This window comes from Pseudomonas saudimassiliensis (assembly GCF_000939975.1).
Lineage (GTDB): Bacteria > Pseudomonadota > Gammaproteobacteria > Pseudomonadales > Pseudomonadaceae > Halopseudomonas > Halopseudomonas saudimassiliensis.
Genome location: NZ_LK391969.1, coordinates 1,313,412 through 1,333,335, shown reverse-complemented (window position 1 = coordinate 1,333,335; position 19,924 = coordinate 1,313,412). Strand labels below are relative to the sequence as shown.

13 protein-coding genes and 1 pseudogene are annotated in these 19,924 nt (G+C 63.9%); 11 read left to right on the top strand and 3 right to left on the bottom strand.

The window, feature by feature from the left end:
• From cydB to VG99_RS06195, 3 genes are read left to right on the top strand one after another with little or no spacing between them, the layout of a single operon-like run.
• Complete coding sequence (cydB, locus tag VG99_RS06205; RefSeq protein ID WP_044498871.1) at window positions 1-1,002, top strand: cytochrome d ubiquinol oxidase subunit II; 1,002 nt, start codon at window positions 1-3, stop codon at window positions 1,000-1,002.
• 13 nt (window positions 1,003-1,015) lie between these two features.
• Window positions 1,016-2,716 (top strand): thiol reductant ABC exporter subunit CydD, encoded by a 1,701-nt coding sequence (gene cydD / locus VG99_RS06200; protein ID WP_044498870.1) that lies wholly within the window; start codon window positions 1,016-1,018, stop codon window positions 2,714-2,716.
• Complete coding sequence (locus tag VG99_RS06195; RefSeq protein WP_044498868.1) at window positions 2,709-4,340, top strand: amino acid ABC transporter ATP-binding/permease protein; 1,632 nt, start codon at window positions 2,709-2,711, stop codon at window positions 4,338-4,340. Before cydD ends, VG99_RS06195 begins: the two co-directional genes overlap by 8 nt.
• Before the next feature lie 40 nt (window positions 4,341-4,380).
• On the opposite strand, the pseudogene VG99_RS06190 reads toward VG99_RS06195, so the two are convergent.
• The 3 genes and pseudogenes from VG99_RS06190 to VG99_RS06180 form a co-directional block, all read right to left on the bottom strand.
• Window positions 4,381-7,658, bottom strand: a pseudogene (locus VG99_RS06190) (carboxyl transferase domain-containing protein).
• Window positions 7,658-9,349: an AMP-binding protein gene (locus VG99_RS06185; RefSeq protein ID WP_044498867.1), complete on the bottom strand. Its 1,692-nt coding sequence runs from the start codon at window positions 9,347-9,349 to the stop codon at window positions 7,658-7,660. Before VG99_RS06185 ends, VG99_RS06190 begins: the two are co-directional and overlap by 1 nt.
• A 129-nt stretch (window positions 9,350-9,478) precedes the next feature.
• Window positions 9,479-11,878, bottom strand: coding sequence for a penicillin-binding protein 1A (locus tag VG99_RS06180; RefSeq protein WP_044498866.1), 2,400 nt, complete (start codon window positions 11,876-11,878; stop codon window positions 9,479-9,481).
• 185 nt (window positions 11,879-12,063) lie between these two features.
• Here VG99_RS06180 and VG99_RS06175 point away from each other — a divergent pair, with 185 nt between their 5' ends.
• The 8 genes from VG99_RS06175 to VG99_RS16160 all read left to right on the top strand — a co-directional run.
• A complete protein-coding gene (locus VG99_RS06175; RefSeq protein WP_044498864.1) occupies window positions 12,064-13,128 on the top strand; it encodes a pilus assembly protein PilM in 1,065 nt (354 codons plus the stop codon).
• Entirely contained in the window at window positions 13,128-13,706 is a 579-nt protein-coding gene (locus VG99_RS06170; RefSeq protein ID WP_044498862.1) for a PilN domain-containing protein, read from the top strand. Before VG99_RS06175 ends, VG99_RS06170 begins: the two co-directional genes overlap by 1 nt.
• Entirely contained in the window at window positions 13,703-14,326 is a 624-nt protein-coding gene (locus tag VG99_RS06165; RefSeq protein WP_044498861.1) for a type IV pilus inner membrane component PilO, read from the top strand. Before VG99_RS06170 ends, VG99_RS06165 begins: the two co-directional genes overlap by 4 nt.
• 29 nt (window positions 14,327-14,355) lie before the next feature.
• Window positions 14,356-14,853, top strand: coding sequence for a type 4a pilus biogenesis lipoprotein PilP (gene pilP, locus VG99_RS06160; RefSeq protein ID WP_420848290.1), 498 nt, complete (start codon window positions 14,356-14,358; stop codon window positions 14,851-14,853).
• A gap of 57 nt (window positions 14,854-14,910) precedes the next feature.
• A complete protein-coding gene (locus VG99_RS06155) occupies window positions 14,911-17,124 on the top strand; it encodes a type IV pilus secretin PilQ (RefSeq protein ID WP_044498860.1) in 2,214 nt (737 codons plus the stop codon).
• A gap of 5 nt (window positions 17,125-17,129) precedes the next feature.
• The gene (gene aroK / locus VG99_RS06150; protein WP_076939731.1) at window positions 17,130-17,645 is read left to right on the top strand and encodes a shikimate kinase AroK; all 516 of its coding nucleotides are present in this window, start codon (window positions 17,130-17,132) and stop codon (window positions 17,643-17,645) included.
• 89 nt (window positions 17,646-17,734) lie between these two features.
• Window positions 17,735-18,811, top strand: coding sequence for a 3-dehydroquinate synthase (gene aroB / locus VG99_RS06145; RefSeq protein WP_044498858.1), 1,077 nt, complete (start codon window positions 17,735-17,737; stop codon window positions 18,809-18,811).
• Between the two features lie 23 nt (window positions 18,812-18,834).
• Window positions 18,835-19,924 (top strand): ExeA family protein (locus VG99_RS16160; protein ID WP_052508711.1); only part of this gene is annotated, 1,090 nt, incomplete at its 3' end.

Here is a 19,924-nt window from a genome sequence, read left to right as displayed (position 1 = left end):
ATGCATGGCATTGATCTGACCATCATCTGGGCGGTGATCATCGCCTTCGCCATCATGATGTACGTGCTGATGGACGGCTTCGACCTGGGCGTGGGCATCCTCTTTCCCTTCGCGCCCGACGAGGATGCGCGGGACGTGATGATGAACTCGGTGGCGCCGGTATGGGACGGCAACGAAACCTGGTTGATCCTGGGCGGCGCCGGGTTGCTGGCAGCCTTTCCGCTGGTCTATTCGGTATTGATGCCGGCGCTGTATATCGGTGTGTTCCTGATGCTGGCAGGGTTGATCTTCCGCGGTGTCGCCTTCGAGTTCCGTTTCAAGTCCAGTTCCTCGCGCAACCTGTGGAACTGGGCCTTCGCCGGCGGCTCCATGGTGGCGACCTTTGCCCAGGGGGCGGTGGTGGGTGCTTACATCGAAGGCTTCAATACCGTGGATGGACGCTACGTGGGCGGCGCGCTGGATTGGCTGACGCCGTTCACTGTGTTGACCGGGCTGGGCCTGGTAGCGGGCTACGCGCTGCTGGGCAGCACCTGGCTGATCATGAAGACCGTCGGCCATATCCAGCAGTGGGTGTATCGCCTGGCGCCATGGCTGCTGGCCGCGGTGCTGGGGGTATTTGCCATCGTCAGCCTCTGGACGCCGACAGTGGACCCCTCGGCCTTCGAGCGCTGGTTCAGTGTCATCCGGTTGATCTGGGTGTTCCCGGCACTGGCGCTGCTGTTCGCCTTCCTGGTGATACGCGGGCTGCGCCGCCACCAGCAATCCATGCCCTTTGTCGCCACCATGGGCATGTTCATCTTCACCTATCTCGGCCTGCTGTTCACCAAGTGGCCCTATGTGGTGCCGCCTGATCACACCCTGTGGGATGCGGCTGCCGCGCCGGGCTCGCAGCTGTTTCTGCTGATCGGCATGCTGTTCGTGATTCCGGTGATCCTGGCCTATACCGCCTGGACCTACTGGGTCTTCCGCGGCAAGGTGCGGGTGGGCGAGGGTTATCATTGATCGTGTTGGCGAGATGACGGCCCGTAAAGACGCCGATGCCGGGTTGCCCTGGCTGCTGGTGCCCCAGAAGCGACTGCTGAACGGGGCCCTTGTCCTCGAGGTGCTGGCCGCTGGGCTGCTGATTTTGCGCAGCTGGTTCCTGGCGGGCCTGTTTGGCTATTGGTTGGTCGCCTGGCAGGAGGGCAGCCCGACGAGCTTCGCTCCAGCCGATTGGGGGATCTGGCTGGTGGGCCTGCCATTGTGTCTCCTGATTCGGCCGGCCCTGCAATATTGCCGCGAACGCCTGGCCCAGCGAGCCAGCATGCGGGTCCGCCAGACACTGCGCGAGCAGTTGCTGCAACGGCTGGCAATGCTGGGGCCGGCGCGGCGTATGCTGGGAGCTGATGCCGAGCTGGGTAGCCGCGTGCTGGAGCAGGTGGATGCGCTGGATGGCTATGTGAGCCGTTACCACGTGCAGCGCCGGCTGGTCATCATCGTCCCGCTGATGCTGCTGCTGGCCACCGCGTGGCACAGTCTGTTCGCCGCAGCCTTGCTGCTGGCCACCGCGCCGTTGGTGCCGCTGTTCATGGTGCTGCTGGGGCACGCCGCGGCAAGTGCCAACCAGCGTCAATTCATGGCGCTGGAGCAGATGAGTGGACGCTTCCTGGACTTATTGCGCGGCATGGCAACCTTGCAACATCTGCAGACGCTGGATAGTGCGCAGCTGGCGGTAGAGCAAGCCGCCGAGGATTACCGCAGCCGCACCATGCGTGTGCTGCGCATGGCTTTTCTTTCCGGCGCGGTGTTGGAACTGTTTGCCTCGATAGCCATTGCCATGGTTGCCCTTTATCTCGGCCTGGGCCTGCTGGGTATGCTGCCTTGGGCCCAGGGCGAAGTGCCTGTTTCCTATCAGAGTGCCCTGTTCATTCTGCTGCATGCCCCGGAGTTCTACGGGCCGCTGCGGCAACTGGGTAGCGATTATCACGCCCGGGCCGAGGCCGAGGGTGCGCTCGCAGAACTGAAGCCATTGCTGCAGCTGGAGCTGTGGCAGCATCCCGGCACAGAACCGTTGCAGCTGCCTGGGGCGCCGGCCATAACCTGCTGCCAGGTGCAGGTCGATCTGCCCGGGGCACCGGCGCGCCTGGGCCCGCTGGACCTGGCTCTGCGCGCTGGCGAGCGGGTCTGGTTGCGAGGGCCCAGCGGCAGTGGCAAATCGACCCTGTTATATGTCCTGCTGGGCTTTCTGCCCCACACTGGCGAGGTATTGATCAATGGGCTGCCGTTGGCCTCGGTGCGACGTGGCGACTGGCATCGGCATGTGGGATTTCTTGCTCAGCAACCAGAGCTTGTACCAGGTACGCTCGCGGAGAATTTGCGCCTGGCCGCGCCGGATGCCAGCGACCAGCAACTGGTTGCGGTATTGCGTGAAGTCGGCCTGTGGCCGTTGCTGCAGCAGTTGCCCCTGCAATTGGCAACGCCGTTGGGGGAGCGGGGGCTGGGGCTGTCCGGCGGCCAACTCAGCCGTCTGGCCCTGGCTCGCTTGCTATTGCGTGACACCCGGGTCTGGCTTCTCGATGAGCCCTTGGCGCATCTGGACCCCGACACCGCTGAACGGATCGGCGAGTTGCTGGAGCGGCTCAGCCGCGGTCGTACGGTAGTGCTGGTCAGCCATGATGCGGTTGGGCTTGACTGGCTGGACCGGCAAGTGACGCTGCGAGGGGGCGGGCATGACTGAACCGCGCCGGCCAGTGGTTCGCCTGCGCAGTTTGCTCAACAGCCGTCTGGGCGGTTGGTGGGGCGCGGGTGTGCTGGGTTTCATCACGCTGTTTTCAGCCGTTGCGCTGTTGGCGGTTTCCGGCTGGTTTATCAGCGCTGCGGCCCTGGCTGGCCTGACGCTTGCTGGTGCAGCCTTTGACATTTTTCGTCCGGCTGCCGTTATCCGCCTGCTGGCGCTGACCCGCACCGTCGGGCGCTATACCGAGCGGCTGACATCGCACCATGCCGCGCTGGGCCTGCTGCTCGATCTACGCAGCCGCCTGTTCCGGCAAGTCTCTCAGGCGCGGCGTCTGCCGTTGCGCACGCCGGGCGCCATGCATCGGCTGGTGGCGGATATCGATCTGCTGGATCAGTTTCCGCTGCGCGTGGTGTTGCCCTGGGCCTGGGCCAGCCTGCTGCTGGTCATGCTGCTGGTCTGGTTGGCATTGCTCGACCAGACCCTGTTGCTGGCGGCACTGCCCGGCCTGCTGCTGGCCTGGCTATCGCCCTGGCTCGGTTATTGGCGGGGCGGGCGGTTGGCGCGGGAGGAAGTGGAGCGGGCAGAGCTGCGACGGGAATACTTGCTCGACAGCCTGGCATTGCTGACGCCCTTGTTGATCTGGCAGCGCTGGGGCGAGCGCAGTGCCGCATTTGCCCGGCAGGACCGCGCCCAGCTTGCCCAGCAGGACCGGCAGCTGCGATTGGGCAGCCGCATTGCGCTGTTGCAGCAGTGGGCATTGGCCGGCAGCCTGATGGCAGTACTATGGCACGGCTGGCCGTTACTGACTGAAACGGGGCTATCGGTGCCCATGTTGCTGGCAGTGGTGCTGACCTTGCTGGGCCTGAGTGAAGCGCTGTTGCCGCTTGCCGGGAGTTTTGTCGCGCTGGGCCTGAGCCAGGCGGCGCGGGATCGGCTCAATGTCCTGGCCGGCGACCCGCCACCGCCGCCACCGCCGCGGCCTCAGCCTGCAGGCCCCTGGCGACTGCAGATGCAGGAGCTCACCGTTCGCTGGCCCGGTGCGCTGAATGGGCCGGAGCGGATCAACCTGCAGTTGGAGCAAGGCGCAGTGCTGCACCTGCAGGGAGCCTCCGGGGGCGGCAAATCCACGCTCCTGCAGCTGCTGGCGGGTGAGCCGCTACCCTTCAGTGGCGAATGTCATCTCAATGGCCAGCCCCTGGCGCACTGGGATCTGCACAAAACCATCGGTTATCTGCCCCAGGATATCGACATCTTCAACCTGCCGCTGGCGGCCAATCTGCGTCTGGGCAACCTGCAGGCCAGCGATGAGCAATTGTGGCAGGTGTTGCAGGAGGTAGCGCTGGCGGACTGGGTCCGGGCGCACCCGCAGCAGTTGCAACTACTGCCTGGCGAGGTGGGTTCGGCCGTATCCGGCGGGCAGGCGCGGCGGATTGCACTGGCCAGGCTCCTGCTGGCCGAGCGTCCGATCCTGCTGCTCGACGAACCCTTTGCCGGCCTGGATGCGGTTACCCGGGAACAGGTCATGGCGGCGCTGGTGCGGCGCCAGCGCCATGGCTTGCTGGTAATTGCCAGTCACCAGGCTATCCATGCCGAGCGCCTGCAACGCCTGCGAATTAGCGATTGACCCGGGCGGCCGCAGGCCCGCCGCTAACCGCTCGCGCGCGTTACCAGGTATCCACAAACGGCCGCTGACCGGCCTGCAGGGACTCCGGCGGGGCGGAGTTGAGCCCGCGCAGCAGCCAGTTCCGGGTTTCCAGCGGATCGATGACCGCGTCGATTTCCAGGAAGCTGGCCATGCTCAGGCCCTTGCCCCGCGCATACAGCTCACCCACCAGCCGGTCGAACAGGGCCTGCTGCTCGGCGGGATCTTCCAGCGCCGCCAGCTCCTTGGCAAACCCGAGCCGGACTGCGCCCTCCAGTCCCATGGCACCGAACTCGCTGCTGGGCCAGCCGATGGTGAACAGCGGCGCGTGGAAGCTGCCGGCGGCCATGGCCTGGGCGCCGAGGCCGTAGCCCTTGCGCAGCACCACGGTAAAAAATGGAATACTCAGGCTGGCGGCGGTGACAAACATGCGCGAGACGTGGCGCACGGTGGCCTGCTGTTCCGATTCCGGCCCGACCATGAAGCCGGGGGTATCGCAAAGCGACACCATGGGCAGGCCATGGGCCTGGCATAGCTGCATGAAGCGCGCGGCCTTGTCACCGCCAGCGGCATCGATGGCGCCGCCCAGGTGCATGGGGTTGTTGGCAATCAGCCCGAAGGGCTTGCCGCCGATGCGGATCAGCGCGGTGATCATGCCCGGGGCAAACTGCCGGCGCAGCTCCAGCACCGAGTCGGTATCAGCCAGCGTCTCGATTACCTCGCGGATGTCGTAAACCCGCAGGCGGTTTTCCGGGATCAGGTGGCGCAGCCGGCGCTGGTCGGCACACTCGCCGCCTGGCAGGTCGCCCTGGAAATAGGAGAGGTACTGTTTGGCTATACGGGTGGCTTCGGCTTCGTCTTCGACCAGCACATCAATCACTCCGTTGGGCGCCTGCATGTGGGTCGGACCAACCTCCTCGGGTGTGTAGCTGCCCAGCCCGCCGCCTTCGATCATCGCCGGCCCGGCCATGCCAATGGTGGCATTTTCCGTGGCGATGATCACATCACAGCAGCCGAGCAGGGCGGCGTTGCCGGCAAAGCAGCGCCCGGACACCACGCCGACCAAGGGCACCTGCCCGCTGAGGCGGGCCATGCGCATGAAGGTGGTACAGTCCAGCCCCGCGACGCCGACCTTGTCCACATCCCCGGGCCGGCCACCGCCGCCTTCGGTGAAGAACACCAGCGGCAGTCGCCATTGCTCGGCCAGCTCCAGCATGCGGTCGGTCTTCTTGTGATTCATCACCCCCTGGGTGCCGGCAAATACCGTGTAGTCGTAACTCATGGCCATGCAGCGGGCGGCCTCGGCACCGAATAGCTCGGCATTGACCGTGCCGATGCCGGCGATCAGGCCATCGGCCGGGCTCATCTTCAACAGCTCCTCGTGGCTGCGGCGGGTGCGCTGGGCGGCCAGGGCGAAGCCGCCATATTCCATGAAGCTGCCCTCATCCAGCAGCTCGGCGAGATTCTCCCGGGCGGTGCGCTGGCCGGTCCTGCGGCGGCGGCGTCGGGGCGCTGGGCGTCGGTAAGCTGCGCCTGGCGGTCGAGCACTTCCTGCAGGTCGGCGCGGATATGCGCCAGGTCGACCTGCTCTTCGGTGAGCTGTTCAAGGTCGCCCTCACCGGTGGCCTCGATAAACAGCAGTGGGCTGCCTTCGAACAGGTTATCCCCCGCAGCGGCCGCTAACGCGCGGACGATCCCGCTGCAGTCGGCCTTGACCACGAACTCCATCTTCATGGCTTCCATGACGGCAATCTGCTGCCCTGCCGCTACGCTGTCGCCCGGCTGCACATCCAGGCTGACCAGCACGCCCTGCACCGGCGTATTCACCGGTTGGCTACCAGCGGGGGCGCTCTGCTCGCTGTGGGCCTGTTGCTGCCGGCTGGCATGGCCGCGCGCATACAGGTGCGGGTGGGGCTGGCTATTGGTGCCCAGCAGGCCGGCGGCATTGGCCTCGATAAAACCAGTGGTAACCCGATTGGCCTGTACCTCGGGATGCTGCAGCAGGTTCTGCAGGAAGGGCAGGTTGCTGGTGACGCCTTCCAGGCGAAATTCACATAGCGCCCGGTAGGCCCGGCGCAGTACGGCGGGATAATCCGCATCGGCATGCACGATCAGCTTGGCCAGCAACGAGTCGAAGCCGGGGTTGGTGGTGTAGCCGCTGTAGCCGTAGCCATCGACTCGCACGCCATGGCCGCTCGGCGCCTCGTAGGCGCCCAGGGTGCCGCCGCTGGGGCGCGCGCTGCCGTCGGGCTGCATGGCTTCCAGGTTGATCCGTAGTTGCACGGCGAAGCCCCGCGGAGACGGGACGCTGGATTGCGCCACGCCCAGCTCGGCGAGGCTGGCGCCAGCGGCCACGCGGATCTGCAGCTGCGCCAGATCCAGCCCGGTGACCGCCTCGGTGACCGTATGCTCGACCTGGATGCGGGGGTTGGCCTCCATGAATACGAAGTCGCCGCGCTCCTCGTCCAGCAGGAATTCGACAGTGCACAAGCCTCGATAGCCAACGGCGGCAGTCAGGGTGCAGGCAGCGTCCAGCAGTTGACGGCGCAGGTCGGGATCCAGGCCCGGTGCGGGCGCGACCTCCAGCACCTTCTGATGGCGGCGCTGCAGGGTGCATTCGCGCTCCCACAGGTGACTGACCTGCTGGCCGTCGCCGATGATCTGCACCTCGATATGCCGGGCGCGGGGAATCAGCCGCTCGATATACAGATCGCCATTGCCGAAGGCCGCTGTGGCTTCCGAGCTGCAGCGAGCGAAAGCCTGCTCCAGCTCAGCCGCGTCGTGCACCACCCGCATGCCCCGGCCACCGCCGCCGGCCAGCGCCTTGAGCATCACCGGCGTGCCGGCGGGCAGCTCGGCCATGAAGGCCCTGGCCTGTTCCGGTCCGGTTGCCTGGTCGGTGCCCTGGACCACGGGGACGCCCTCACGCTGGGCCAGTTGCCGCGCCCGGGCCTTGTCGCCGAACAGCTCCAACACACTGGCAGTCGGGCCAATGAAGGTGATACCGGCGGCCTCGCAGGCCCGGGCGAGTTCGGCGCTCTCGCTGAGAAAGCCGTAGCCGGGGTGGATGGCATCGCAGCCATGTTCCCGGGCCAGGGCGAGCAATTGGGAAATGTCCAGATAAGCCGCCGCGCCACGGCCCTGCAGGGGCGCGGCGGCATCGGCCCGGTGCCGGTGCAGGGACTCGGCATCATCCTCGGAATAGACCGCCAGGCTGGGGATATCCAGCTCGGCGGCGGCCCGGGCCAGGCGGATGGCAATTTCGCCACGGTTGGCAATCAGCAGACGTTTGAAGGGCATCAGATCCAGTCCTTGAGTTCGTTCTTCTTTACCTTGCCAGTAGCGGTCATCGGCAGGGATTCGACCAGCCGCACCTCCGGCACCTTGTACCCGGACATGGCCTGCCGGCACCACGCGGTCAACTGCTCGGCGTCCAGCCCGCTGCCCGGTTTGGCAATCACGAAGGCGACCGGGACTTCGCCACGCTGCGCATCGGGCCGGCCGACGACCGCCGAGGCGAGCAGGTCTGGATGCTGGCCGAGCATGGCTTCCAGTTCGGCGGGGAATACGCTCATGCCGTTGACCTTGAGCATCTCCTTGCGCCGTCCGAGGTAGCGAATAAAGCCCTGCTCGGTGATCACGCCGTTGTCGCCGGTGTGCAGCCAGCCGTCGCGCAGGGCCTCGGCGCTGGCTTGCGGACGGTTCCAGTAGCCCTTGAGCAGCGACGGCGAGCGCACGCAGAGCTCGCCTTCACTACCTAGCGGCAGCAGCGCGCCGGTGTCGAAGTCGCAGACCTTGAACTCGGTGCCCGGTACCGGCAGCCCGACGAAGGTGGGCGCGGATTTCAGATCGAAGTCGTCGTTCTGCAGACCGGCGGTAAAGGTGTCGCAGGTATGGGTTTCGGTCATGCCGAAGCTGGTCTCGAACAGGGTGCAGCCGGTCAGCTCACGCCAGCGGCGGCGGTATTCCGGGGTCAGCTTCTTGATGAAGGACACACAACTGGTGACCTGCAGCGAGCTGAGGTCGAAGCTGTCGCGCTGGGCGTGATCTAAAATCTCCGCAGCGCTGTCCACCAGCAACCCGGTGTGATTGACCCGGTAGTGCTGCACGGCGCCCATGAACGCCAGCGCGTCCCAGCGCGCTAGCAGCACCAGGGTGGTGCCGCCGAACACCGGGAACAGCAGGCCGGCGTTCTCCCCGGCAATCCAGAATTCGGGCATGAAGTTGAGGCTGACCCGCTCGCTATCCAGGCCCAGCGCGGCGGGCATGAAACTCGCGCAGGTGTAGAGCATGTCGCCATGGGTGTGGATGCAGCCCTTGGGCAGGCCGGTGGTGCCGCCGGTGTAGTTCAGCGCCGCCATGGCGTCGAGCGCTGGTGGGGGCAGGTCCGGGCGGGGTTCGGTGGCGGCCAGGGCCGGCAGCAGGTCGATGCTGTCCGAGACATCCAGCTTGGGTGCTTGCAGCAGCTCCGGTACGGCGAAGGGCGGCTCGGCCGGGCAGACCTCCGCCAGGCTGGTACTGATCAGCACGCGCAGGGCGGTCTGGTCAGAGGCAGCCCGGACCACCGGCAACAACTGGTCGAAACAGACCATGACGCTGGCGCCGCAATCCTTGAGCTGGTAGGCCAGCTCGGTCGCGGTGGCCATGGGGCTGACCGGCGCATGAACCGCACCGGCCTTGAGGATGCCGTAGAAGACGATGTGCAGCTGCGGGCAGTTGGGCAGGAACACGGCAATGCGGTCCCCGGCTTGCACGCCCTGGTCCAACAGCAGCGCTGCAAAGCGATCGCTGAGCTCGTTCAGCTCGGCGTAGCTCAGGTCGTGACCGTAGAAGCGCACGGCCGGCTTATCCGGCGTCGTGGTAGCCCAATGACGCAGATACTCGGTCAGCGGTCGCTGGCCGAGCGGGTACTGGGGATCGGTTGGGTGGCCGGCGGGCCAGGCCTGGCGCTGCAGGGCGCGGAGCTGCTCCAGATAGTCACGCTCGTGCATGATCGACACCTGCCTTGTTCTTGTTGGTGGCAGGTCAGAGTAGAGCGGTTCGGCGGCAAAAGCAGCAAGCTTGCCGTGGCGAATGGCGGGACAGTACCGATGTTTATAGCGGAGGCCGCAGCGCTGCGGTCAGAACAGCTCCAGCGGGGTGATGCCGCCATCACTGCTATAGCCGCCGGCATCCAGTTCGCTGGCCGGGGGCGGGATGTCCTCTTCCTTGAATATCTCCAGGTATGCCCCCGGGGTGCCGGGCCGGGCACTGCGTCCGGTCAGCGGATCGATACGGGTCACCATCAGCCCTTCGGGTTGTTCCAGATCATGCTCGGGCTTGCCTTCGAGGGCTCCGGCCATGAAATCCATCCAGATCGGCAGGGCGGTGGTGCCGCCATACTCCCGGCGGCCGAGGGTCGCGGGCTGGTCGAAGCCGACCCATACGGCGGCGACATGATCGCCATTGAAACCGGCGAACCAGCCATCCTTCTGGTCGTTGGTGGTACCGGTCTTGCCGCCCAGATCGCTGCGCTCCAGGGAGCGGGCGCGGGCCCCAGTGCCACGGTTGATCACGTCCTTGAGCATGCTGGTCAGCTGGTAGGTGGTGCGCGGGTCGATCACCTGCTCGGCGACCTGGGCCAGCGGTGGCGTCTGGCCGGGCGTCAGGCCGACATAGGCGTCGATGCGCCGCTGTTCTTGCTCCTGCACGGCAGGCACCACCGCCGGGCGGGCAAAATCGATTACCTGATGTTCGCTGTTCTCGATGCGTTCGATCAGCCAGGGCCTGACCGCGTGGCCGCCGTTGGCGATCACCGCGTAGCCCGTGGCAATCTGCAGAGGCGTCAGCTCCGGGGTGCCGAGCGAGGCGGAGAGGTTACGCGGCAGCTCATCCCGATTGAAGCCGAAACGTTCCATATAGGTCAGCGACTCGTCGATGCCGATGTCCCGCATCAGGCGGATGGATACCAGGTTGCGCGAACGATAGAAGGCTTCGCGCAGGCGGATCGGGCCGAGGAAGTCGCCACTGGAGTTGCGTGGGCGCCAGTCATCGCCCTGGGTACCATCGCTGAAGACCAGGGGCGCATCGTTGACCAGGCTGGCCGGGGTGTAGCCATGATCCAGCGCCGCGCTGTAGAGGAACGGCTTGAACGAGGAGCCGGGCTGGCGGCGCGCCTGGGTTACCCGGTTGTAGTTGCTCTGGACAAAGGAGAAGCCGCCGGTCAATGCCTGGATGGCGCCGGTCTCCGGGGACAGCACCACCAGGGCGCTCTGCGCCTGGGGGATTTGCGCCAGCTTGTACTGGTCCTCCTGATCCAGCGGTTGTACCCGGATCAGGTCGCCGCGCTGCAACACGTCAGCGGGCTTGCGCGGGTTCGGTCCCATGCTGTTGGCGCTCAGGTAGGGGCGCGCCCAGCGCATGGCTTCCCAGCTGATGGTGCCGCGCTCGCCGTTGCGCAGTATCACGCTGACCGACTCCGGGCCCACCTCGCTGACAATGGCGGGCCGCAGGCCGCCCATGCTGCGCTGGGACCGCAGCACCTGCTGCCATTGCTCCGGTGTGGCCTCCGGGTGGCGCGCTTCCGGGCCGCGATAGCCGTGGCGCTGGTCATAGGTCATCAGCCCGGCGCGCAGGGACTGGTTGGCCAGCGTCTGCAGTTTGCTGTCGACCGCGGTATATACGTGGTAGCCATCGATATAGGCGTTGGTACCGAAGCGCTCGAGCATCTCCAGGCGCGCCATTTCGGCTACGTAGGGCGCCTCGAGTTCGGGATTGGCGCCATGGTTGCGCGCGGTGATCGGGGCGGCGATGGCCTCGTCATAGGCGGCCTGGTCGATACTGCCCAGCTGCAACATGCGCTGCAGGATCCAGTCGCGGCGAATGCGGGCGCGCTCGGGGTTGGCGACCGGGTTGTAGGCAGAGGGCGCCTTGGGCAGCCCGGCGATCATCGCCAGCTCCGCCAGCGGCAACTCGGCAATCGGCTTGCCATAGTAGACATGGGCCGCGGCCTCGATCCCGTAGGCGCGATTGCCCAGGTAGATCTTGTTCACATAGAGCTCGAAAATTTCCCGCTTGCTGAGGTTGCGTTCAATCTGCAATGCCAGCAGAATTTCGTTGAGCTTGCGTGAGAAGACCCGCTCACTGCTGAGGAAGTAATTCTTTGCCACCTGCATGGTAATGGTACTGCCGCCGGTCTGGATCTGACCGGTGCTGAGCAGTTCGGAAGTGGCGCGCAACAGGCTCATGGGATCTACCCCATGATGGTTGAGAAAGTTATCATCCTCGGCGGCCAGAATGGCATCGATGAACCCCTGCGGGACCTGGTCAAACGTGATCGGCAGGCGGCGCATTTCCCCGAATTCGGCGATCAGTTTGCGGTCTGCGCTATAAATCCGCAAAGGAGTTTGCAATTTGACATCACGCAGTGTATCTACGTCTGGTAAGGTCGGACTGAGATACAGGGCGACGCCACTGATGGCCAGTAGCGGAGCACTGGCAATGGCGACCAGCAACCAGAATAGAATAATTAGAAAACGCATGAGGGACTGATCATTTCCCTGTCAATTGGAACGGTTGATATGGGATGGTGTTGAGAACGGGTTAACAGTCCGCATTATAAGCGAATTATTTTCCGTTTAGCCATTTGCGCTGGGACAGGGACTGTTATTTAATGCGGTAAAACATAAACCGCCCGTAAGTGGCGGATGCTGATAGGAAATTGGCTGTGCTAGGGCTCCTCAAGAAAAAGGCGAATACTCTGCTGGGTATCGATATCAGTTCCACGACCGTGAAACTGCTAGAACTCAGCCGATCAGGGAACCGCTACAAGGTGGAAGCTTATGCGGTTGAACCGCTCCCACCCGGCGCTGTGGCGGAAAAGAACATCATCGAACTCGAAGGCGTTGGCCAGACCCTGGAAAAGGTGCTGGCCCGCTCGCGTACGTCCTTGAAACAGGCGGCGGTGGCCGTGGCTGGCTCGGCGGTGATCACCAAGCTCATCGAAATGGACGCCGGTCTCGATGACGACGAGATGGAAGAACAGATCAAGCTGGAAGCGGATCAGTACATTCCCTACCCGCTGGACGAGGTTTCCATCGACTTCGAGGTCCAGGGCGTTTCGCCGCGCAACCCCGATCGGGTCGAAGTGCTGCTGGCTGCCTGTCGACGGGAGAACGTCGATATCCGCGAAGCCGCGCTGGCCCTGGCCGGTCTGGACGTCAAGGTGGTCGAGGTCGAAGCCTACGCCATGGAGCGTGCCTGCGAGCTGGTGATCGACCAGCTCGACGGCGATCCGAAACAGCTGACCATCGCCGTTATCGACATTGGTGCCACCATGATGACCCTGAGCGTCTTGAGCGAAGGGCGCACCATCTATACCCGCGAGCAGTTGTTCGGCGGCAAGCAGTTGACCGACGAGATCCAGCGCCGCTACGGCCTGTCCCAGGATGAAGCCGGCCGCGCCAAGAAGCAGGGTGGCCTGCCCGATGACTACGAAGGCGAGGTGCTGGGGCCCTTCAAGGATGCGGTGGTGCAGCAGGTGTCGCGCTCCTTGCAGTTCTTCTTTGCCGGTGGCCAGTATCAGGACGTCGACTACATCCTGCTAGCGGGCGGAACAGCCTCGATTCCGGGGCTGGACCAGTTGATCCAGCAGAAACTCGGCACCACCACCCTGGTGGCCAACCCCTTTGCAAACATGACCCTGTCGAACAAGGTGAATGCGGTCGCGCTCAGCAATGACGCGCCGGCACTGATGATCGCCTGTGGGTTGGCAATGAGGAGTTTCGACTAATGGCTCGCATTAACCTGTTGCCCTGGCGCGAGCAGCTCAGGGAAGAGCGCAAGAAACAGTTCATCAGCATTTTGGTCCTCATTGTGCTGTTTGCCGGTCTGCTGATCTTTCTCGGCGACCGCAACCTCAACGGCAAGATCGACCAGCAGAATGCCCGCAATGACTTCCTGCGCAAGGAAATCAGCCTGCTGGATGGGCGGATCAAGGAAATCGAACAGCTGCAGGCGCGGCGTACCCAGTTGCTGGACCGGATGAAGATCATCCAGGACCTGCAGGGTAACCGTCCGATCATTGTGCGCGTGTTCGACGAACTGGCGCGGACCCTGCCGGAGGGCGTGTACTTCACTTCGGTGGATATGAAGGGGCCGGTGATCAGTATCAAGGGTGGAGCGGAGTCGAACAGCCGGGTATCCAACCTCATGCGTCAGATGGATGCCTCGGATTGGCTGACCACGCCGAACCTGACTGCCGTGAAGGCCGTCACCCAGGGAGCTTTGGATCAGGCCAACGTATTCGAGATGTCGGTTCGTCAGACCGAGCCGGGTGCGCCAGCCGCTGAGGGAGAACAGCAGCAATGAGTTTTGCTCAATCCATGGAAAGTCTGAAGAAGGTCGATATCAACGACCTCGACTTCAACAACATGGGCTCATGGCCCGGGGCGTTGAAGGTTATCGTCGGTGTGTTGCTATTCGCCGTACTGTTGTTTCTCGGTTATCACTTCCACTTGAAGGATCTGCAGGCAAACCTGGAGCGTACCGAGCGTGATGAAGTGGCGCTGCGCAAGGAGTTTGCCGATAAGTCCTTCAAGGCGGCCAACCTGGAAGCCTATAAGGAGCAACTGGTCGAAATCGAGGAGCGTTTCGGCACCCTGCTCAAGCAACTGCCCAGCGACACCGAGGTGCCCGGCCTGCTGGAAGACATTACCCAGATGGGGCTGAACAGCGGTCTCGAGTTCGAATCCATCACCCTGCAGCCCGAGGTGGCCCAGCAGTTCTATATCGAGCTGCCGATTCGTATCGTGGTGCAGGGCAACTACCACGACATCGCTACCTTCGTCAGCAGCGTGGCTGGCTTGCCGCGGATCGTGACGCTGCATGACTTCGATATCGCGCCGGTCAGCGCCGGCAATCCCGACCTGCTGAAGATGAACATCCTGGCCAGAACCTATCGCTATCACGATGCGGAGGAGCAGCCATGAGCATGTTCAAGCCCGTCTCGGGTCTGGTCATGGTCGGTGCGCTGCTCCTGGGCGGCTGCGGTGGCAATGACTTCAGCGATCTGCAGGCCTTCATGGAGGAAACCCGGGCGCGTCCGGCCGGCAAGATCGAGCCGCTGCCGCGGTTCAAGCCCTATGAGGCCTTCACCTACAGTGCATCCTCCCTGCGCAGCCCCTTCCAGCCGCCGGTGCGTATCGACCTGACGCAGCGGCAAAAGGGTTCGCAGGATATCAAGCCGGACGAGAACCGGGTCAGGCAGTTCCTCGAGGGCTTCAATATCGAAGGGTTCGAGATGGTCGGCGTGCTGAGCAACAGCCAGGGCATGCAGGCACTTATTCGTGGCGCAGGAAGCGTCCACAGGGTCAAGGTCGGTGATTATCTGGGCCGTAACCACGGTCGGGTGACCAGCATCGAAGAAGGGCGTGTCGATGTGGTTGAGATAGTCCCGGACGGGGAAGGTGGTTGGTTGGAGCGGCCGCGCACACTCAGCTTGCCTGAGCGCGGATAAGGTCAACCAGGGAGAGATAACATGAACTGTAAACAGTCACGCGTGGAACGCAATCAAATGCCTCTAACCAGGAAGTTTTCATTCGCAGCCGTGCTTGCGCTGCTCAGCCCGCTGGTTCTGGCGGCCGACCTTGAACGTCTCGATGTGGCTTCACTGCCTGGCGAGCGGGTAGAACTCAAACTGTCCTTCGACGAGCCGGTTGCTGCTGCCCCCAAGGGCTACACCATTGACCAGCCGGCGCGGATCGCCATTGATCTGCCCGGCGTCAAGAACAAGCTGGGTGAGCGCTCGCGCGAACTCGGGCTGGGCAACGCGCGCAGCCTGACCGTGGTGGAGGCCAACGACCGCACCCGCCTGATCATCAATCTGACCGACCTGGCGCCCTATACCACCCGGATTGAAGGCAACAATCTGTTTATCCTGGTCGGCGCCGATCAGGCGCCGGGTTATGCGGCGGCCGCCCCGGCAACCGCGAGTGCCCCCGCCCAGGTCTCCGCCAACAACTGGCGCAGCAGTGACCAGCCCGCTGTGGGCAACCCGGCAGCCGTATCCAGCGGTCCGGCCATTCGCAGCCTGGACTTCCAGCGCGGCGAGCAGGGTGAAGGCAATGTCATCGTCGACCTGTCCGATCCGTCGATCCGCGTGGATGTGCAGGAGCAGGGCGGCCGCGTGCGGCTGAACTTCCCCAACACCAGCCTGCCGGACGAGCTGCGGGTACGCCTGGACGTCAAGGACTTCGCCACCCCGGTTAATTTCGTCAGCGCCAGCAGCTCCGGCAATGACACCACCATCGCCATCGAGCCCAGCGGCTTCTTCGAGCACCTGGTATACCAGGCCGACAGCCGGCTGATCGTCAGCTTCAAGCCGTTGAGCCGTACCGAGGTTGAACAGCGCCGCGCCGACACCTTCTCCTATTCCGGCGAGAAACTGTCACTCAACTTCCAGGACATCGAAGTGCGTTCGGTCCTGCAGCTGATCGCTGACTTCACCGACCTCAACCTGGTGGCCAGTGACACGGTGCAGGGCAGTATCACCCTGCGGTTGCAAAATGTGCCCTGGGACCAGGCGCTGGACCTGGTGTTGAAAACCAAGGGTCTGGACAAGCGTCAGATCGGTAACGTGCTGCTGGTCGCACCCGCTGAAGAGATCGCCGCCCGCGAACGCCAGGAGCTGGAATCCCAGAAGCAGATCGCCGAGCTGGCGCCGCTGCGCCGTGAGCTGATCCAGGTGAACTATGCCAAGGCCTCCGACATCGCCACCCTGTTCGCCTCGGTCACCGCGGGCGAGGGTGAGCAGCGTGGATCGATCACAGTGGATGATCGCACCAATAGCATCATTGCCCTGGAAACCCAGGACAAGCTGGATGAACTGCGCCGCATCGTCACCCAACTGGACATCCCGGTACGTCAGGTCATGATCGAGGCGCGCATCGTCGAAGCCAACGTCGGTTTCGACAAGGCGCTGGGCGTGCGCTGGGGGGGTAACGTCAACCTGGGCAGCCGGTTCAATGCTTATGGTCAGAACCCTCAGTCACGGATGAATATTGTCGACAACCCCAATCCGCGCGAGCGTGAGTACGTTTACACCAATCCGGTCACCGGGGAGCAGGAAGTACGCACTGAAACCGTGCAGGACGTCACCGCTGGCTTCATGGGGATTCCGGAAATTCCGTTGAATATTCCCTTCGTCGACATGGGCGTAGCGGGCGCCACCTCCGGTATCGGCATCGGTTTCATCACCGACAACGCCATCCTTGACCTGCAACTGTCGGCGATGGAGAGCACCGGTAACGGCGAGATTATTTCGCAGCCCAAGGTGGTTACCTCCGACAAGGAAACCGCCAAGATCCTCAGAGGGTCGGAGATTCCCTACCAGGAAGCCAGCTCCAGCGGCGCCACCACCACGGCCTTTGCCGAAGCGGTGCTGTCGCTTGAGGTGACCCCGCAGATCACCCCGGACAACCAGGTGATCATGGAAGTCATCGTGACCAAGGATGAGCCCGACTTCACCAACCAGGTCAACGGTGTGCCGACCATTCGCAAGAATGAGGTCAATGCCAAGATTCTGGTGGCCGATGGTGAAACCATTGTCATTGGTGGTGTATTCTCCAGTGAATCGCAGAAGAGCCAGGAGAAGGTACCCTTCCTCGGGGACCTTCCAGTGGTCGGCCGAGCCTTCCGACGTGACCTCAGTTACGAAAGCAAGACCGAGCTGCTGGTGTTCCTGACTCCGCGCATCATCAATAACGGAGCCATCAGCCTTGCCAGGTAACCGCGTTGCGTAATGTCTTTCTAGTAGGCCCGATGGGTGCAGGAAAAAGCACCATCGGGCGCCTGCTTGCCAAGGAGCTCAGATATCCCTTCAAGGACTCGGACCGGGAAATCGAAGCCAAGACCGGAGCCGATATTCCCTGGATCTTCGATGTGGAGGGGGAAGAGGGCTTTCGTCAGCGTGAAGAATCCATGATTGCCGAACTGGTGCAGGAACGGGGTATCGTTCTCGCCACCGGCGGCGGAGTGGTCATGCGCGAAGCCAATCGCCGGGCACTGGCCGATAACGGTCTGGTGGTCTACCTGCGCACCAGCGTGGACCAGCAACTGCAGCGCACCAGCAAGGACCGCCAGCGCCCCCTGTTGCAGACGCCCGATCCGGAAAAGGTATTGCGCGAGCTCATGGCTCGTCGCGATCCCCTGTACCGGGAAATTGCCCACCTCACCATCGATACCGACCAGCGCGGGCCCAAGGTCGTGGTCAATACCATCATGCACCAGCTGGAACGCGATCTGGATTAACGCCGGCGGGCCGTTTTATTTGGCATCGTGCGTTGCATGCGCCGGTATCGGGACTGATGTATCCTTGGCGGGTTACCAGGGAGAGTTTCATGCAGCAACTGACCGTTAATCTCGATGATCGCAGTTACCCCATTCATATTGGCAGCGGGCTATTGGATCGTGTGGAGCTGCTGGCTCCCCATATCGCCGGCCGCCAGGTCTGTATCGTTACCGACGACACCGTCGCGCCCCTGTATCTCGATCGCCTGATCCGCACCTTGGCCGACTATAAGGTCCTGCCGGTGGTATTGCCGACCGGCGAGGCATTCAAGAACTGGGCTACCCTGCAGCAGATCTTTGACGCCCTGCTCGGCGCCCGCCATGACCGGCGCACCACCCTGATTGCCCTCGGTGGCGGGGTGATCGGCGACATGACCGGCTTTGCCGCGGCCTGTTATCAGCGTGGCGTGGACTTCATCCAGATTCCCACCACCTTGCTGTCCCAGGTGGATTCCTCGGTGGGCGGCAAGACCGGGATCAACCATCCCGCCGGCAAGAACATGATTGGCGCTTTCTACCAGCCCAAGGCAGTGCTCATTGATACCGACAGTCTGCGCACGCTGCCGGACCGTGAGGTCAGCGCGGGGCTGGCAGAGATCATCAAGTACGGCCTGATCCGCGATGAGGCCTTCCTCGACTGGCTCGAGCAGAACATGGCGGGCCTGCTCGCCCTGGAGCCGTCGTTGGTGACCGCAGCCATCGCCCGCTCCTGCGCGATCAAGGCTGAGGTCGTTGCTGCCGATGAGCGAGAAGGCGGGGTGCGGGCCATTCTCAACTTTGGCCATACCTTCGGCCATGCGATTGAAGCCCACCAGGGCTACGGCACCTGGCTGCATGGGGAAGCGGTAGGGGCCGGCATGGTCATGGCATTGCAGCTGTCCGCTGCCCTGGGCTGGATCAGCGCTGCGCAGCAGCAGCGCGGCACCGCGTTGATCGGCGCCGCCGGCTTGCCGACCGCCCCACCGCCGAACATGGCTGCCGCGGACTTCACGCGGTTGATGGCAGTGGACAAGAAGGTGCTGGACGGCCAGCTGCGCCTGGTGCTGCTCAAGCGTCTGGGCGAGGCGGTGGTGACCGCCGACTTTGATAACCAGACGCTGCGCTCCGTGTTGGCGGCGGCTGGCTGATGAATGACCAACCGGAAGTGAATATGAGCGACTTGAGCGCAACCGACGATTTTCTGAGTCACTATCAGCTGGACCACGATCCCTTCGCGGGACGTACCCCGGGTTTTCGCTTCTTCACCCCCAAGCGCAAGCCGGTGCTGGCGCAGCTGCACCATATGGCGCATTTCTCCGAGCAGGTGCAGGTCGTGGTGGGGCCTGCGGGGGCGGGCAAGACGCTGTTGCGCCAGGCGCTGGTGGCCAGCTGCAACAAGGACAATGTGCAGTGCGTCGTCACCTCGGGACGCGAAATCAGCGAGGCGCCGGCGCTGACGCGCTTTCTCTGTCAGGCGCTGAATGTCACGGATATTCGCGGGCTGCGTGAGCGCGCCGAGCAGTTGCACGCCACGGGCATGCAGCTGTATCTGGTGGTGGATGATGCGCATTGCCTGAGCAGCGAGTCCGTGCAGCTGCTGGCGGATCTGAGCCAGTCGGGCGGGCGGGCTGCGCCGCGGGTATTTCTATTCGCCGATGAAAGCATTGCTGGTCTGCTCGACCAGGTTGATATGCCGGCGGATCGGGTCTGGCTGCAGCTGATAGATCTGGCCCCGTTCAATCTGGAGGAGACCCGTGACTATCTGGGGCAGCGACTGGAAGCGGCCGGGCAGGGTATCGAGCTGCTGGATGATGAGCAGATCAGCGAGATTCACCGGGAAAGTGGTGGCTGGCCGGGCGCCATCAACGAGGTGGCCAAGCAGGTGATGATCGACGCCATCGAGCCGGTACGGCCGGTGGCCGCCCGTGGACGCAAGGGTCCGGCACTGCCCCTGCGCTCCATCGTCGCGCTGGTGCTGGTCGGCGCCGGCGTCGCCCTCGCCTGGATGATGGGGGGCGATGAGCCCGAGCCCACCCGCGCGGTGATCAATCTACCTGGCCAGCCTGCTACGGTGGACGTCACCGGTGAGGATGAGCTGGTCCTGCAGATGCCCGGTGATGAGGCGACCAATACGCTGGAGCGTATCGGCCAGGATCCGGACGCCGAGCCGGCCTGGCCGGCCACGTCCCCGGCGGCTCCCAGCGCTCCGCTGCCGAACGCCACGACACCCAGGGACGACGACTTGCCCGCCCCGGTCGCCA